The 17,430-nt window shown below is 41.5% G+C and carries 16 protein-coding genes; 6 read left to right on the forward strand and 10 right to left on the reverse strand.

Translation table 11 applies throughout. The annotated features are described in order from the left end of the window. Nucleotides 1–29 precede the first annotated feature (29 nt). Complete coding sequence (locus MARME_RS16510; RefSeq protein ID WP_013662399.1) at nt 30–842, forward strand: glycosyltransferase family protein; 813 nt, start codon at nt 30–32, stop codon at nt 840–842. Nucleotides 843–952: 110 nt separating this feature from the next. Here the strand turns inward: MARME_RS16510 and MARME_RS16515 are convergent, their stop codons facing one another. Genes MARME_RS16515 through MARME_RS16530 form a run of 4 tightly spaced genes read right to left on the reverse strand, consistent with a single transcriptional unit; the run spans nt 953 to nt 4,591 of the window. Continuing rightward, nucleotides 953–1,735, reverse strand: a complete 783-nt coding sequence (locus MARME_RS16515; protein ID WP_013662400.1) for a glycosyltransferase family 2 protein — start codon at nt 1,733–1,735, stop codon at nt 953–955. Beyond that, entirely contained in the window at nt 1,735–2,487 is a 753-nt protein-coding gene (locus MARME_RS16520) for a glycosyltransferase family 2 protein (RefSeq protein WP_013662401.1), read from the reverse strand. Before MARME_RS16520 ends, MARME_RS16515 begins: the two co-directional genes overlap by 1 nt. A 9-nt stretch (nt 2,488–2,496) precedes the next feature. Continuing rightward, complete coding sequence (locus tag MARME_RS16525) at nt 2,497–3,363, reverse strand: glycosyltransferase (RefSeq protein WP_013662402.1); 867 nt, start codon at nt 3,361–3,363, stop codon at nt 2,497–2,499. Nucleotides 3,364–3,421: 58 nt separating this feature from the next. After that, nucleotides 3,422–4,591, reverse strand: a complete 1,170-nt coding sequence (locus MARME_RS16530) for a nucleotide sugar dehydrogenase (protein ID WP_013662403.1) — start codon at nt 4,589–4,591, stop codon at nt 3,422–3,424. Nucleotides 4,592–4,710: 119 nt separating this feature from the next. Between MARME_RS16530 and MARME_RS16535 the strand changes: the two genes are divergently transcribed. Further along, nucleotides 4,711–5,028 carry a hypothetical protein gene (locus tag MARME_RS16535; RefSeq protein ID WP_013662404.1) on the forward strand — a complete coding sequence of 106 codons (318 nt, stop codon included), beginning with the start codon at nt 4,711–4,713 and terminating at the stop codon, nt 5,026–5,028. A 30-nt stretch (nt 5,029–5,058) separates the two neighbouring features. Here MARME_RS16535 and MARME_RS16540 read toward each other — a convergent pair whose 3' ends face one another. After that, a complete protein-coding gene (locus tag MARME_RS16540) occupies nt 5,059–5,928 on the reverse strand; it encodes a sulfurtransferase (RefSeq protein ID WP_013662405.1) in 870 nt (289 codons plus the stop codon). A gap of 123 nt (nt 5,929–6,051) precedes the next feature. Between MARME_RS16540 and MARME_RS16545 the strand changes: the two genes are divergently transcribed. Then, nucleotides 6,052–6,819, forward strand: coding sequence for a TlyA family RNA methyltransferase (locus tag MARME_RS16545; RefSeq protein ID WP_013662406.1), 768 nt, complete (start codon nt 6,052–6,054; stop codon nt 6,817–6,819). A gap of 330 nt (nt 6,820–7,149) precedes the next feature. Here MARME_RS16545 and MARME_RS16550 read toward each other — a convergent pair whose 3' ends face one another. Both MARME_RS16550 and lon read right to left on the reverse strand, forming a co-directional pair. Next, nucleotides 7,150–8,529: an MATE family efflux transporter gene (locus MARME_RS16550; protein ID WP_013662407.1), complete on the reverse strand. Its 1,380-nt coding sequence runs from the start codon at nt 8,527–8,529 to the stop codon at nt 7,150–7,152. A 135-nt stretch (nt 8,530–8,664) separates the two neighbouring features. After that, on the reverse strand, nt 8,665–11,103 hold the full coding sequence (lon, locus tag MARME_RS16555; RefSeq protein WP_013662408.1) for an endopeptidase La: 2,439 nt from the start codon (nt 11,101–11,103) through the stop codon (nt 8,665–8,667). 216 nt (nt 11,104–11,319) lie between these two features. Here lon and upp point away from each other — a divergent pair, with 216 nt between their 5' ends. Further along, on the forward strand, nt 11,320–11,976 hold the full coding sequence (gene upp / locus MARME_RS16560; protein ID WP_013662409.1) for a uracil phosphoribosyltransferase: 657 nt from the start codon (nt 11,320–11,322) through the stop codon (nt 11,974–11,976). 153 nt (nt 11,977–12,129) lie between these two features. Here upp and MARME_RS16565 read toward each other — a convergent pair whose 3' ends face one another. The 3 genes from MARME_RS16565 to MARME_RS16575 form a co-directional block, all read right to left on the reverse strand. Further along, on the reverse strand, nt 12,130–12,753 hold the full coding sequence (locus MARME_RS16565) for a LysE family translocator (protein ID WP_013662410.1): 624 nt from the start codon (nt 12,751–12,753) through the stop codon (nt 12,130–12,132). Nucleotides 12,754–12,771: 18 nt separating this feature from the next. After that, nucleotides 12,772–13,413, reverse strand: coding sequence for a TetR/AcrR family transcriptional regulator (locus MARME_RS16570; RefSeq protein WP_013662411.1), 642 nt, complete (start codon nt 13,411–13,413; stop codon nt 12,772–12,774). 281 nt (nt 13,414–13,694) lie between these two features. After that, nucleotides 13,695–14,855 (reverse strand): GGDEF domain-containing protein, encoded by a 1,161-nt coding sequence (locus MARME_RS16575; RefSeq protein WP_013662412.1) that lies wholly within the window; start codon nt 14,853–14,855, stop codon nt 13,695–13,697. A 121-nt stretch (nt 14,856–14,976) separates the two neighbouring features. Between MARME_RS16575 and MARME_RS16580 the strand changes: the two genes are divergently transcribed. Beyond that, nucleotides 14,977–15,960, forward strand: a complete 984-nt coding sequence (locus tag MARME_RS16580; protein ID WP_013662413.1) for a glutathione S-transferase family protein — start codon at nt 14,977–14,979, stop codon at nt 15,958–15,960. 387 nt (nt 15,961–16,347) lie between these two features. Then, nucleotides 16,348–17,403, forward strand: coding sequence for a glucosaminidase domain-containing protein (locus MARME_RS16585; RefSeq protein ID WP_013662414.1), 1,056 nt, complete (start codon nt 16,348–16,350; stop codon nt 17,401–17,403). Nucleotides 17,404–17,430: the final 27 nt, after the last annotated feature.

Genomic DNA, 17,430 nt, shown 5'->3' on the forward strand with positions numbered 1-17,430 from the left:
TAGAACATTATAAGAGAGCACGAAATTTTATGTTAGATACAGCTTTTGTTTATATTTTATATGGCACTAATCAAAAATACTACCGAGAAGCTCTTATAAGCATCTGTAGTGTTCTAGATAAAATGAAATCTTCTAATATTATTATTTTATCGGAGCTCGTTGATTTTTTCCCACCACACCCTCGACTAACAATAGTCCCTCTAGACCTCAGTATGAAGTCAAAATGGATGGAGAGTTCAGATTATCATTTTAAATTAAAACTAGCAGGGCTTCGGTATATTCTAGAGAACCATGCGAAAAAAATAATCTTCCTTGATTCTGACACTATCATAAAAAAAGATATTTCAAGTTATTTTAATCACATAACTGAATCAAGTTTTCTAATGCACAAATTTGAGGGAAAGCTAAGTAAACAACGACACTCGAGGCATTATAGCCAAATTTTCAATAAACAATTTGAACATAAAGATTACGGTCAGATATTATGTACTAAAAACTGCTCAATGTATAACTCGGGGGTAATAGGTATATGCAATAAGAGCCTAACATTACTGAACACTGCCTTATGGTTAATGGAACAAATTGTTCCTTTAATTTCGACCCACACTGCTGAACAATTTTCGTTAGGAAAAACACTTTCTGAAAAAGGGGAAATTATTACGCTTGGTGACAATAGTGTCTTTCACTATTGGCATAAAGGACCTAAAAACTATATTCATGACCAATCAAACGAACTACTGGAAAAAAAGTCAAAAGAAGCTTTATTGGATTCACCTGAAATGGCCAATCAAATAAAAACCAAGAGACATATATCGAGATGGGTTCAAGATAAAATACTCTAAGGAACCTACGGATAACTTAGTCTAGTAGTCGCTCAGTGCTGAAGTTTTGACTAAACCTGTCTTACTACGTTGCACTTATTATCTGAATTTAGGGGCAACAATAGGGTAATTCATAGATATTGAGATATTCCATTATTACAAAAAATAAGTTTTTCTGACAATGTCTTCATATAAATGTCATTATTAACCTGAAGCTGCTCCCTGCTATTTTCAACATGGTATATATGATACCCAACTGCTTTAAATTTAAGGTAAAGTCGAGAAATGTTTGAGTTTAAAAGCCTTACAACCATTTCACTGTCTTCTCTTCCCCAACCTTCAAAATCTTCATTGTAGCCATTTACTCGTATTGCATCTTCTCTCCAAAGCGCAAAATTACAACCTCTTGTCGATCTATCATTATTTTTTACTTTGGTAAATATGCGACTTAAGATAGATGAGTCGATCATATTATGGCGATTTCTAATTCCTTTCGAAAAAATCGTAGGGCGACGACCATTTTCTAATAGTTTTTCACTTACGTCTTCTCCAAGTAAAACTCGCCCCCCTTGTACAAAATGACCTTTTTTAGCATTTATAATATGAGACTCGATAAACCTTGGGGGTAAATACATATCTCCATCAACAATAACAAGATAATCTCCAGAAGCTTTTGCTATTGCCTTATTACGGCTTGCCGCAAGTCGAAAGCCAGTATCTTCTTGCCAAGAATGAATTAAAGGAATAGAGAATTTCGAAATAAAAGAGTCGACCACCTTTTTAGTGTCTTCGCGGGAGCCATCATCAGCTACGATAACTTCGAAAGGCATTACTTTCTGAGAAAGCACACTATTTAATGTCACTGCAAGCGCTTCTTTCCAGTTGTATGTCGTGACAATTAAAGATACTTTCATTATTTTTTTCTTCCTCTAAGCCAAAGGTCAATATATTTATAAAAGGTTGAATGTGCTGCAAGCCAAGCTAAAACAAAGCCATGCGTACCGTCTAAAAAGCCTCTTTTAATAATGTACATTTTGATAAAGCACGCAAAAGCATGCAAAAGAGCTTTTGACAAAGAAGAAGGCCTCCCTTCCCGATCATCCGACCAAGCCTTCAAGTAAGAGGTCGTTTTTACAGAGTAGTGATGCAAACTTTCATAAGTGTCATGAAGCAAATAACCCGATAACTTTCGTTTTGGGATATCTTTAGAGGCGATGACTTTTTCATGTACTAAAGCATCGTTATAACCCGCCATCTCCCGAGGATAAAGCCTAACAATCCAATCAGGGCTCCATCCTGAGTATCGAATTTGTTTACCGAATGCGCTACTCAAGCGGTTAACTGAGAACAAAGCTCTTTCTGTCGATTTTGTCTCTTTAAGTATGCTCTGTTTTAACTCATCGGTTACAACTTCGTCAGCATCAATGGCAAATACCCAATCTGTCGTAAGATAACTTTGAGCAACCTGCCTTTGCTTTCCAAAACCTGGCCACTCACAGTGAGAGTAAACATGTTTAGTATACTTTTTTGCTATTTCACATGTGCTATCAGTACTTCCAGAGTCAACAACAACAATTTGATCAACCCAAGTAGACAGTGAATCTAGACACTCTGCAAGCTTCTCTTCTTCATTCTTAACAATGAGCAAAGCTCCAACTGTAGACATCTTTGAGCCTTACCTTTTTACAAGAGAGTAATGTTTTTTACTAAGGTCAATCCCGAAGATAGACTCTAACTTATCCTTCATCCGATACTTTTTATATTGTTTTGGAATGCCATTTTTAGGCTTCGGCACAAACAACTCTACATTGGAGTCTTCAAAAGAGTCATGCATTACGGCAGGGTGAGTACTCGAAAATTTGCGCATAATATTGGGGTCAATTTCATCGTAAGACACTTCATCCGCGTTTCTTCCCCAATAAACACTGACACGATCGTCTTTTGCTTGAAGCTGAGCAGTCGTTCTAGTCCACCCATAGTGGTACATTTTTACACCAGGCCTTACTGCTCGAGGGTAACGGCGCTTCTTTCGCCCATCCAACACAATCCAGTACAAACCATCAGGAGCATAAGTACGAATGGAGTTCTTTATGATTCGGGCTTCAGAGCGATACCAATGAGAAGAGTCAATATAGGTGTTTTGATTGCCGTAAAAATGATAATAATCGAACGCGACGGCCTCAACTTCATCATCATGCAAATATTGTTCGCAGACTTGTTTAATCTTAGGAAGGTCTTCTTCATGAATCACCTCGTCAGCTTCAACATAAAATGCCCAGTCACCAGTACAACTAAACTGGGCGATCATTTTTTGCTGACCGTAAACATAGCCGCGAGCTTGCATCTTATCATTCCACACAGTTTCGATGATTCGAATTTTATCGCTCTCTATACTTCGAAGCACATCAAGAGTGTTATCTTCGGACTCACCAACCGCAATTACGAACTCGTCAACAAGGGGCAATACTGACTGAATGCTTTGCACGAAAGGGTATCCAAGCAAAACACCATTCTTAATAAAGGTAAAAGCACTAATTTTCATTAAAAAGCCTAACTACAATGTTCAGACTATTTTAACAGTAGAACACCCTTCGCGTCCTCTACAAATCCCCACCAAATAAGTCGCGTGTATATACTTTTTCCATACAATCATGAATAGACTCAGTCACCCGGTTGGCAATAATGACATCTGATTCCGCTTTAAAGCTTTCAAGATCATCAATCACTCTTGAATTGAAGAAGCTTTCTGCATCTAACGCTGGCTCAAAGACTATAACTTCTATCCCTTTCGCTTTTATTCGTTTCATAATGCCTTGAATTGCAGACGCACGAAAATTATCAGACTTCGCTTTCATTACTAAACGGTAGATACCGACTACTTTGGGTTTGCGCTTCAAAATTTCATTCGCTATAAAGTCTTTGCGCGTTACATTTGCGTCAACTATCGCCCTAATCAAATTATTTGGAACCGCATCATAATTCGCCAAAAGCTGTTTCGTGTCTTTTGGCAAGCAATACCCTCCGTACCCAAATGACGGGTTATTGTAATGTTTCCCAATGCGCGGATCTAATCCGACCCCTTCAATAATTTGTCGAGAATCCAAGTTCAGCGTCTCTGCATAGGTATCCAGCTCATTGAAAAAAGCGACACGCATTGCTAAGTATGTATTCGCAAACAATTTAATGGCCTCAGCTTCAGTTGAGTCTGTGAATAAAACATCCACATCAACTTTATTAGATCCTTGAACAAGAAGCTCTGCAAACACCTTCGCCCGTTCCGACTTTTCGCCAACGATAACTCGAGAAGGATATAAGTTATCGTAAAGCGCTTTGCCCTCTCTTAAAAACTCAGGAGAAAAAATAAGATTTTCTACTCCAAACCGTTCTTTTGAATCCTTAGTGAACCCCACAGGTACCGTCGACTTAATAACCATTACTGCATCAGGGTTAATCGTCTTTACCTCCTGAATAACGCTCTCCACATGATGTGTATTGAAGTAATTCATTTCAGGGTCATAATCCGTTGGCGTTGCAATAATGACATAGCGAGCATCAGATAATGCCTCCTCTTTAACCAATGTCGCTTTAAAGTTAAGGTCCTCTTCTTTTAAGTAGCGTTGGATATCGTCATCCTCTATAGGAGACAATCCTTTGTTTAGCATTTCAACTTTCTCGGAAACAATATCCAATGCAACCACTTCATTTCGTTTTGCGAGCAATAATGCGTTAGAAAGTCCGACATACCCTGTTCCGACTACAGCTATCTTCATGTTGCTTACCTTCAAAATTTGGAGTTTTTAATTTCCTAGCTTACGACACGTCTACTACACTTACGTTAAAGCGTCTTTCCTAACACTATAGCTACTAAAACAAAAAAAAGGATAACTATATGAAGTTTGAACTCGTTGATCGCCAAGGCTATATTCCGGAACTAGCCTACGGAGAAGGTGGGTCTGAGATGTCTGCCTTTGTCCCGCATCTCTATGATTTTAAGCAAATGGACTTCGACAACGGTATAGGTAAAGTCTCCATTAATAACCATATCTGGCATTTTTACTTTACCGGGGAAGGGATCGGTGTCGAATTGTTAGACGGCATTGTGACGTTGAACGAAGCCAATCGCTTTCTAGCGACGATCAAAGAACACATCTGGGGAACAAATCATGAAGAAGTTCAAATGATGATTGCAGGAGAGCGGCCTCATTAGAACCGCCTCATACAAATTTAAATGATGGAGTCAGTGCGACTCCATCATTTTAACCATTCGCTTTGCCCATTGGCTCCATGAACCAACATAAACATATTTTGCCTCTATTCCAACCTGATTCATCGCTAACACATTGTGGCATGCAGTGACCCCCGACCCACAGTAGTGGACCAAAGAAGACACGCTGGAGCTGTCTTCAATATCGACATTGTGTTCGGCATTTAGTAATACTTCAAATTCACCTTTTAATTGTTCTTCTGATTTAAACACCTGTTGCTCATTTAAATTATCAAAAAACGGCCGATTTAAAGCACCAGGAATATGCCCTGCAACCGGGTCCATATTTTCATTTTCGCCGTTAAAGCGATCCTGCATTCGCGCATCAATCAGAATATATTGATTAGATTCGAAATTACTTACTATTTGATCTTCCTGAATAAGCCAAGGGTACGAGACCTCGATCTTATCTTTTGACAAGGCGACATCAGGCACGTCGACAGTGACTTGCTTTTCAGAACGACGCCACTCAGGGAAACCGCCATCTAATACCCTAACAGATAAGCCCTGCTGAGCTAACATCCACCATGCACGGGCAGCGAAGGCGCCCCCCATATCATCATAAACAACAATTTGGCTATTTGGATCGATCCCCCAACTGGCGAGTTGCTCGCTAAACTCGACTTCCAACGGTAAAGGGTGTCGCCCCGTAAACTCGGTTTCGGTACCGGCTAACTGAGTATGTAGATCAACAAAAATAGCGCCCGGGATATGTGACTCTTGGTAAACACGAGCGCCTTTTTCTAAGTCTGTTAAATAAAAGCGGCAATCAAGGACGACTAAATCGCGACCTCCAAGCAAGGAAGATAGCTCATCCACTGAAATCAATGTTTTTATTGTCATAAGTGAGGCCCTTTACGTTCTGACGTTACAAAATAATCTACGAGACAGACTACTTAGATTTCTAAGTTTTTGCTATTATTGCGCGCTCAACTTCACTCTTTTCTTCATTCTATTAGCCCCCTTATGAAACGCATTGATGTTCTTCTCACTGAATCCGGCCTTGCCAAATCCCGCTCCCAAGCGCAATCTTTTATCAATCAAAAAAAGGTTTCCGCTCACATTAACGGAACATGGCAATTGATTACAAAGCCAAGCTTAAAACTCGAAGAAGTCACCCAATTAGACATTCAAAAAGACGAGTCAGATAGATACGTGTCCAGAGGGGCATTAAAGCTTGAAGGAGCGTTGAAACAATATCACATTGATTTCAAAGGTTTTGCTGTTTTGGATGTTGGCCAGTCCACAGGCGGTTTCACGGATTGTTCACTGCAGCATGGCGCTGAAAAGGTCGTTGGAGTCGAAGTCGGACATGATCAGCTTGATCCAACGCTTCGAAATAATGAGAGTGTTATCTGCTTTGAAGGCATCAATGCGCGCTCATTAGACAAAAATGATTTAGAACCGCACTTCCCTACAAAGGGATTTGATGCGATTGTCATGGATGTCTCCTTCATTTCACAAATGAAGATTCTTCCTCAACTACCCTCTTTGTTGGCTGAAAACGGCTATTTGATTACTCTAGTCAAACCGCAGTTTGAAGTTGGACAAGAGTTTGTAAGTAAAGGGGGAATAGTGAAAGATGAGCAACGAGTGAGTCTATTAAAAGACGAGATGATCTTGTTTGCACAAAACCTTGGCTTCACCCTTATTGCCTATGAAAAAAGCGTCATAAAAGGCGGTGACGGTAACCAAGAATACCTTATGATCGCTCAACGTCAAACTCCAGCCTAGGGAAGGTACGAACAAGTCCACTGGCTTCAGCGTGTGGATAACTCTTCTTTATTCGAGGCAAGTTTCGCTGTCCAATATTGAGCATATTGGCAAGAAAGTTAACAAAGAATTAAAGAAAGCTTAGCCCACGCCCTTTGGGTCTTTCAGAGAAACAGCCTATCTTCGTTAAGAGTAATTGAAAGGTATTAACATTCCTGCTCACTCTCGCCTTAATAGACTGTTTCTCTGATAAGACTGAAGCTCATAAGACTTATTCGTACCTTCCCTAGATTCGCCTCACCGAATCTAAACCTGAATCTAAACAAACCTAAATATAAAAACAGAGTCGCGTTACGCAACATCGTCGTAGGGCAGTGACTCTTTTAACTCGATTTCATTAACCTCTTTCGACTCAAGCTCGTTAATAAAACGTCGCACCATCACCAAGGCAATGCTACCAAAAATAATCGACCCGACCGCTTGCCCCATCCAAACTCCCTTCGCATCCATAAACAAGGTAAAAAAGAAGATGAGCGGCCACGTTCCGAGCGTTGCTCGACAGAAGTTCAACATAGTGCCATTGAACGGCTTTCCAAGACTGTTAAACGCCGCGATAGCGATAAACATAAGGCTCTGAAATAGAAAGCTAAATGAAATATAAGTGGCGAAGAAGCGGATCATTTCGGCCGTTTCTTTGGACGCGCTGAACATAACAATCAGCCACTCTTTTGACCAAAATAGACACAAGCACACCACCGCAGTATAAGAAAACGAATACGTAACCGCACTGGAGATCGTATTGTGCATTCTATCAAATCGGCGAGCACCATAATTTTGCCCCAATATCGGACCAACGGCACTCGTCAATGCAAATAAGCCACCAAACACAACGGGAATAACACGACCTACTATAGCCACCGCAGCAACGACATCATCACCGTAACTCGACGCATACTCCATAACAATAACGTTTGCTAAAGGCGTACAAACATTAGTCAACATGGCTGGCAACGCTATGTATGAAATGGGACGAACATCTTTAAAGAAGTCCATCAGATCAAATTCGCCCAGCATTTTATGTACGTGAACGACGCCATAGTAGCTCACAGCAACCATAGAAAACCGTGCAATTAAAGAAGCAAGGGCTGCGCCTTGAACATCGAGGCGAAATAGGAAAATTAAAATGGGGTCCAACACAGCATTAACAATACCGCCGACTAACGTCGCGTACATTGCACGCCGAGCGTCGCCAAGTGCCCGCATAATACCGGATCCAATCATCCCTATCATTACGGCAGGTAAGCCCAACATCACAATTTGTAGATAATCCGTCGCCAAATCGAGTGTTCGGCCATAGGCTCCAATATAAAGCAAAATGTGAGGAATATTAGGCCATACCAGATAGACAAGCACGGTAGAGAAAAGAATGCCATAAGCCAAAACGTTAACCGCACGTCTTTTTGCAAGCTCAATATCCCCACTGCCAATAGCACGCGACACCATCGCCGCTGCGGCAATCGACACCGCAATACACAGTGAGATAGTGAAGAACATAATCGCACTGGCAAAGCCCACAGCAGCAACGGCTTCTCGCTCATCCAACATCGACAAAAATAACATATCGACGAGGTCTACTAGGAACATGATCATTAGCCCTAGTGCACCTGTAAACGACATCGTCACAATGTGTTTTAATGTTGAACCTTGAGTAAATTTTGCCTGTTTAGGCATGCCTGAGCCTCTAAATCCTGCGTTTATGCACGGTAAAAACAATTCGCGACATTCTACCTAAGACCAAACAAAAAAGCCGAACATATCGCTCGGCTTTTTTGTTTTTTCGTTTGTTTTTATGCAATATTTGATTAATTAGTGCACATCGTTACTCAGTTTTCCGAAAACGATTTTTTCAACATCGGCAAAACGCTCAGCAAAATGAACAGATATCCCCTCTTTCACTGAGTCAGGCAACTCTTCAAAATCACGACGATTCGCCTCAGGCAAAATAATTTCATTCACCTTACTGCGTTTCGCTGCAATAATTTTCTCTCGGATTCCGCCAACGGCCAACACTTGCCCTGTCAGCGTGAGTTCTCCAGTCATAGCAAGAGGACGATTAACCGCTTGTCCTTTTGCTAGCGACATCAGTGCCGTTGCCATCGTAATACCAGCGCTAGGGCCATCTTTAGGGGTCGCACCTTCGGGTACGTGCAAGTGAATCAAGCACTTATCGAAAAACTCAGGATTACTCTGATAACTCTTTGTATGAGAAAGCACATACGAATACGCAATTTCCGCCGACTCCTTCATGACTTCACCGAGTTTTCCGGTCAACTTCAAGCCTCGGGTCAACTCATGCACTTTATTCGCCTCAACAGGTAAGGTCGCTCCTCCCATAGAGGTCCACGCTAGACCGGTCACAACACCGACTCCCTTCAATGTTTTTTCCGGTCGGAAGTACGGCATCCCCAACAAGTCTTCAAGGTCTTTTACTCCAACATTAATGCTTTCTGTTTCACTCGTGAGTAAACGCACAACCGATTTACGCAACACTTTTTGAAGAAGTTTATCCAATCCACGCACACCCGCTTCGCGTGCATAGTACTCAATAATATGCTTAAGCGCCGCATCTGTGATATTAAGCTGCTTCTTAAGCAATTTATTCTTCTTAAGTAGTTTTGGCCACAAATGCTGCTTGGCAATGGCAACCTTTTCTTCAGCAATGTAACCGGACAAGCGAATCACATCCATACGATCAAGCAACGGCGCTGGAATAGTGTCCAGTTGGTTCGCCGTACACACAAACAACGTCTTAGATAAGTTGATCCGCATATCTAAATAGTGATCTAAAAACTCGCTGTTTTGCTCAGGATCCAGTGCTTCTAATAACGCAGACGCTGGGTCTCCTTGGAAAGATGACCCAATCTTATCGATTTCATCCAGCATAATAACGGGATTTTCGACCTGCACGTCCTTGAGCGCCTGAACGAACTTACCTGGCAACGAACCGATATACGTTCGGCGATGCCCCTTAATTTCGGACTCATCACGCATCCCACCTAAGCTAAAGCGATAAAACTTTCGCCCTAATGCTGCTGCAACAGATTTACCGATGGATGTTTTCCCCACACCAGGAGGACCAACCAAGAGCATAATGGAACCGCCCATTTCTTTTCGATGCGCACCCAACGCCAAAAACTCAATGATTCGATCTTTGACATCGTCCAATCCAGAATGATGACCATTTAATACCTCTCTTGCTTTTGAGATATCGAGGTTATCTTCCGAATGCACCCCCCAAGGTAATGAGGTTGCCCAATCTAAGTAGTTCCGAGTCACGCCATATTCAGGTGATCCTGTCTCAAGGATACTGAGCTTGTGTAACTCGTCCTCAATTTTTTCATAGGCGGCATCGGGTACATTCTTTCCGTCTAAGCGCTCCTGAAACGTATCAATATCGGAAGTTCGATCATCTTTAGAAAGACCAAGCTCTTTTTGAATAACTTTTAGCTGCTCTTTTAAAAAGAACTCACGCTGATGTTTACTAATTTTGTCATTCACTTCCGCCGAAATTTCATTCTGTAAATGCGCTATTTCCAGTTCTTTTTTTAACAAAAGCAAAGACTGCTTCATTCTTTCTATAACAGGTAGCGTACTCAACGCTTCGTATAGTTCGTTTGGCTCTGCTGAAGTAATTGAAGCCGCAAAATCTGCTAATAAGCCGGGTTCATTAAATGAAAAGCGTCCAAGATATTGACGTAAGTCTTCGCTGAAAAGCGGATTTAGGCGAATCAATTCCTTGATCGCGTCCAGTATAGCAATGGAATACGCTTTTGCTTCTTCATCAGCGACAGTTGAGTCATTGATATAGCGTACTCTTGCAAGGTAAGGGGCTTCCGTCTCTAGCCATTCAACAATTTCGATACGCTTTAACCCTTGAGCCAAAAACGTAATCTTTTCATCTTGCTTTTCCGCTTTGTGAATCCGCGCTACACAACCAATTTGCTTAAAGTTCGCAACATTTGGAGCGCCGCCATTGGCGGTCTTCTCAGCGTAAATTAGTCCGACTGCGGCTTGAGGGAATTCCGCTATGCGTTCTAATGTTTCTTCCCAAGGCTCTGCATCCACCATAACGGGTTGAACTTGGGCTGGAAAAAAAGGACGGCTAGAAACAGGTAAAATAAACAAGGTATCAGGCAATACATCGTCCGGCAATGCCAGTGCCTTAGGGTCGCTGATTACAACCTCGTCAGAGTTCTCATCAACAATCTCGCCCTCTGGCTGTTCATATACATTGTCATCACTCACAACTACTCACCTTCTACAAACGCTCAACTCTTAGGAAGAGTAATCACCGACTTCACAGAGGAGCAAAATATTAATTGATGAAAAATATGTAGTGGCAAAGACAAAAATTACAACCGTTCTATAGCAATTATCAAAACTGACTTAATAGACAGGAAAATTGCATTCACGCGAAATGCCTATGGTATGATTAAGCGATTGTTATTGAGGGAAAGAACCATGACACGAGACGAAATTGTGACACGTTACTCAGATGTTTACCTTGTCGAACATCCATTCGTACAGCATAAACTCACGAGTTTACGTGATAAAAACACCAGTACTCGAGAGTTTAGAATGCTTGTTGAAGAGCTGGGAACACTCATTGGTTATGAGGCTACTCGTGATCTAGAAACCATTGACATCGCCGTTGAAACTCCTCTAGAGACAGCAATGAGCCCAGTCTTAAAAGGGAAGAAGCTGTGTATTGTAACGATAATGCGGGCGGGGAATGGACTTGCTGAAGGCGTATTGAAACTGTCTCCATCCGCTCGAGTTGGCCATGTTGGCATGTACCGCGACCCGGAAACCAAAAAACCGGTGGAATATTACTTAAAAATGCCTCATTCGGTTGAAGAACGTACGATTATCGTCGTGGATCCCATGCTTGCGACCGGAAATTCAGCCATCGCCGCCATTGATAAAATGAAAGGCATGGGCGCTAAAGACATTCGATTTATTTGCCTATTTGCCGCCCCAGAAGGAATTGAAGCGTTTAAAGAGGCGCATAGTGACGTGCCAATATACGTTGGATCAATTGATCGAGAATTAGATGAAAAGGCCTACATTCGCCCAGGTGTCGGCGATGCGGGCGATAGAATTTACGGAACTCGATGAGTTAACGTCATTCGAAAAACATTAAATGATACCCGAGAGTTAAGGTGACTTAAACGAAAGCAATGTCACCTTAACTCTCGTTATATTTTTTCGTTCTGTTTCGTTCTATTTTTCCATTCAGTTTAAGAATGCCTTAAGCCTAAATTGAAGCGGCTAGTTTTTTAACGCTAAAAAGGCGCCCGCCCCAATCATGATTGACCCAGCTCCACGGTTAAGTCGCTGCTGAGCCCTTTGAGTTTTCATCAAACGACGAGCCTGAGAAGCACTGTATGCGATTAATGATAAGCCCAGCATCAAAGCAATATAGGCCAATACAGACGTAATCGCGACATCCTGTGCACTCAATGCCGTTACGTCCAAAAACGTGGGCAAAAATGCAATATAAAAGAGAACAACCTTCGGGTTCGACGAAGAAATAGCAAAGCCTTGAAGCATCCCTTTAAACATAGGCTCTCGCGATGTAGATGCTTTCTGTTCATTGTCGATACTCTGAGACGAAGAAGTCCACATCTTCCAACCTAGGTAAATAAGGTAAGCCGCTCCAATAAATCGAATCGCTAAAAACACTTCTTCCCACCGTGTCGCAATCGTCGCCAAACCAAAACAGGCCATAATCAAATAAGCAATGTCTCCCAATGCCATACCTGCGGAAAGCGGTATCGCACTTCGAGCACCAAATGCCATACTTCGAGCAATAATAGCAAAGACACCTGGACCGGGTGTTATGCTAAATATAAAAACAGCAATGCTAAACGTAATGGCACTTTCGATACTCATACTTGGCTCTTTTAAACGTTATTCTTCAATACCACAAACAGCCAACACCATGCGCGTTATAAAGCTTTTTGCATCATCATAGGTTTCATCGTCAAGCTGAGGCGCTCGCAATAAAATTTTCACTTGAGCATCAAAATCAGCGTAAGTCTGAGTCATCGCCCAAAGACTAATAAACAAATGTTCAACAGGAACCGACTTCATCAGTCCATCGTCAACCCAGCGCTCAATCGTGAGTCGTTCTTTTTGCAATTCGCCGACGAAATATTCACGTAAATACTCTAGAACGTAAGGCTCTTCACCGATTAACGCCATCGCAAATACCTTCGAAGCATTAACATGGTTTTGAGACTGTTCTATTTTCTCACTGATATAACGAGTCAGGCACACTTTTGGCCCGTCTTCGTATTTAAATTGACTAACCGAGTTAAGCCAAAGTGTTAAAATGCGTCCTAGAACGGCTTCCAACAAGTCTTTTTTTGAACGAAAGTAGTAATGAATGTTTGCTTTTGGAAGTCCTGCTTCATCTGCAATCATCTGAGTTGTAGTTTTAGTAAGCCCCTGGCGTGCAAATACCCTTTCGGCCGCCTCCAAAATAAGCTGTTCATTTTGAGCTCTGATATGGGCTTTGAGCTGATCTTTAGCGCGTTTTTCTTCTGACAAAATAGCCTCTCACTACGTTATTTTATTAATGGGGAAGAAGCGTCCTGCAATGGAAAGAGAATCCGACGTGATTCATTCAAGATTATTTTCCAATTAGTAAGGTAGGTATTTTAACGCCAAAAATAAAAAAGGGGAGCTATTTAGCTCCCCATTCCCCTCACAGCGGTAAAAAAACGTAGGCAATCGCTATTTTTGAACCGCCGTACCACATTGGCAATATCCAGACTATAACGTTACGACCTTAAGCGCAATAAAAATTTTGACCGATCGTTCAATATTTTCTATTTAGTCGCACTTTTACCGCGAACCCCATGTATGATCAACCGGTTTCTACCTTTTCGTTTAGCCTGATAAAGCGATTCGTCTGCTTTTTTTAGCGTCTCAAAGCCTTCATTTTGATCACTTCCTACCGCGAGGCCAAAACTTGCGGTGACGGAAACATACTTTTTACTATCACGATGAATCACTTCTATCTTTTCTTCTTCTATCCAACTACGAATGGATTCCAACTCGTCTTGGGCTTCAGCGACTTTTTTACCCCGATATAATATGGAGAACTCTTCACCGCCATAACGATAGACAGACCCATAGTAACAACCTTCAGCCAATATCTTTGCAACTCGTCTGAGAACTTCATCGCCCATATCATGACCATAGGTATCATTAAATTTCTTAAAATGATCAACATCGACCATGGCGATCGCGTAGTGCTTCGGTAACGCCATAAAGTCTTCATTCAATGCTCTGCGAGAAGCAAGCCCAGTAAGCTCATCCCTATAAGCCATACGATGACTTTCAGAAAGTAAAAACCAAGCCCACAGCCCACCTTGTGTAACAAGAATAAGCAACATTTGATTCATCGTTAGCGGCAGATAATGCATGACAACCAGTGCAACAGAGCTGGCTAAAACGCTTGCCAAAAACCGATCATTAAAGGATAACGCTCGAATCAATATGACCCCAATCGCCGCCACTTCGATCACAACAAGGACAGTGGATTTTAGTGTCTTATCAAGCATTGGAAGAACAAACTGATCCAACTTTTCAAATGAAATCCAACCTTTCACTTCGGCCACATTCCAAAGCACGAGCATGCCAATAAACAACAACCGATTAAAAGAGAATCGGTTTGCAAAACCTTTTTCCTTAACCAAGCTTGTAATAAAAAGTACTAATAGTGCGACCGTAACAAAGCTCGATGCTTCAAGGTTAGGAAAAACTTCGAGCATTAGAGCAGGATAACTCAAAGCAAATACAACAAGGATTAGACGCCCCTTATTGAAACGCCAAGACAGCCCCAAAAGAACAATAAAAACGGCAGCAACCACGACAGGAAAAGTTTGTAGCCATACCGTGGGAATGTTGCTCGCCTGAGTGCTCGCTAAAATACCGATAAGTAAAAATAAGAAAGGAAGAACTAAAGCTTTAATCGCGTCGGGCATGCTTTTCCAACATATTTATTCAATAGATCGAGAACTTCGATGATATACAGCCAATATATTGCCCCGAAAACATTTAATTTTCATTAACATTATCGTAATTCAATTTAGTTTAGAGGTAAGTATGGGGTTACTCATCGATGGTAAATGGCATGATCAGTGGTATGACACTAAAGCAAACAAAGGAAAGTTTGTAAGAAGCGAAGCTCAATTTCGCAATTGGATCACATCAGAAACGCAGAACGAACAAAACGCCCAAAGCAACTTCCCGGCCGAAAAAGGGCGATATCATTTATATGTATCCCTTGCTTGTCCGTGGGCTCATCGAACGCTCATTTTTCGTAAGCTAAAGTCTCTCGAAGACATCATCAGTGTCTCTTGTGTCCACCCAGATATGCTATCAAACGGCTGGGAGTTCAAAGAAGAGCAAGACTTCTTAGACAAAGACGTTACAGCAGGCGATCCACTCTACCAATCCGAATTTGCTCACGATATTTACACACGAGCAGACGCCAACTACAGCGGCAGAGTGACGGTTCCAATACTATGGGATAAAAAGCAGCAAACCATTGTCTCAAACGAGTCTTCTGAAATCATCCGCATGTTCAACGATGCCTTCAATCATATTACGGGGAATACGCTAGATTTCTACCCACAAGAGCGACGGAACGACATCGATGAAATAAACGAAAAAATCTATCATACCGTTAACAACGGAGTGTATAAATCCGGCTTCGCGACTACCCAAGAAGCCTATGAAGAAGCGGTCTTACCATTATTTAAAACATTAGACGACATCGAAGTCATACTGACTCATCAAGACTTTTTGATCAACAATCAAATAACAGAAGCCGACTGGCGGCTTTTTACAACATTGATACGATTTGACGCGGTGTATCACGGGCACTTCAAGTGCAACTTGAAAAGAATAATCGATTACCCAAATATAAGCGCCTATCTACAGCGACTTTATGAGACCAAAGGGATTAAAGAAACCGTCAACCTCACCCACATTAAACGCCACTACTATTACAGCCACGATATGATCAACCCTAGCCGTGTGGTTCCGCTTGGCCCGACTGAAATATTCAAAGACGTTTATTTATAATAATTAGAGACATTTGCACGAAGTCACGAGCAAAGCCAAGACGAGGCAAAAATAGACGAAAAAGCGGAGTTTATGCATTATAAATGAGCATTTTGAGTCTCTTTTTAACATTGTATTGGAGAGCGTAGTCGTCGTGCAAAGGTCTCAATTAATCTTCTACTGAAAACCGAAGCTCTTTCTGACCAAACAGGAAGAGCACTTCAGAAAATTACCTTTAAAATCAGCAAATAAGCACCCACGCATTTGAATACATTTCATACAGTTACAAAGTGATGTACTAGAAAACTATAAAACGGCCGTTTTTTTTGAGATAATAGAAAATCGTCTTGTACAATTTGCGTACTTTCTGATCATTACTTTTAACATACGGTATACTCTGCAGTCCTTATGGAAAGAAAAATTCTTTGGATTATTTCCTTTGCACTTATCTTTGTGCTTTGGTTAAAAATAGATCCGTCTGAAACGCAAGAACCTAAGACTAGTGGCTTTTCGAAAAGCGATACTGGAGTTAGCGATGTTGCAAGCTCAAAAAGCACTCCCGAAAAAAAGTCCACTCAAAAAGAATCAAAAACGACCGATGCTTTAGTTTCTAAAAACGAGTCTGAGAGCAAGGGTTCAGCGACGGAAGCCAAAAGCACTGGAGACGAGGAAAGTGCGCCATCTCCCAAAGAAACGGCCAAACAAGACGATTCACCTCTTCCCGGTAGCAGTGAAGACGAAAAAAACTACTTCGAAACTCACCCAATAGATCCAAACAAACCTGATTTTGCCGCTATCTCTGATGTCAAAACCCGTAAAGAAACCTTTTTCGACTACCTAACACCTTTTGTCAGGGAAAAGAACAACCTCTTACTGGAAGATAGAAGCCGACTAAAAGCCTACCTTGACAATATCAACACACTATCCTCTGATGACTCTGCTTGGATCAATAAGCAGAGAAAACTGCATAGACTGACACCAACAGACAAACTAGAAAAACACCATATTGAAACGCTGTTAATCAAACTAGACATTATTCCAGCGTCTCTTGTTTTAGCTCAAGCTGCCAACGAATCAGCGTGGGGGACATCAAGGTTCGCATTAATGGGAAATAACTATTTTGGACAATGGTGTTTCCGAAAAGGATGTGGATTAGTTCCTAACTCGCGAGCAGATGACGCTGCACATGAAGTCAGAAAATTCATTGACGCACGACAATCCGTATTTGCCTACATCGATAACCTAAACTCTAATGCAGCCTACAAAGAATTAAGAGCGATTCGTGCAGACCTTAGGTCTAGAAGCCTAAACATATCAGGCAAAGCGTTGGCGGCTGGTCTAATACGCTACTCTCAGAGAGGGCAAGCCTATGTAGACGAAATAGAAGGCTTAATTCAATACAATCGATTATGGCGTTTCAATCGAGAAATCGATGGATACGTCAGTACGGCCTTGAACAACTGAGATATTACCAATAGTTATATCACAATA

Source organism: Marinomonas mediterranea MMB-1 (genome assembly GCF_000192865.1).
Classification (GTDB): Bacteria; Pseudomonadota; Gammaproteobacteria; order Pseudomonadales; family Marinomonadaceae; genus Marinomonas; species Marinomonas mediterranea.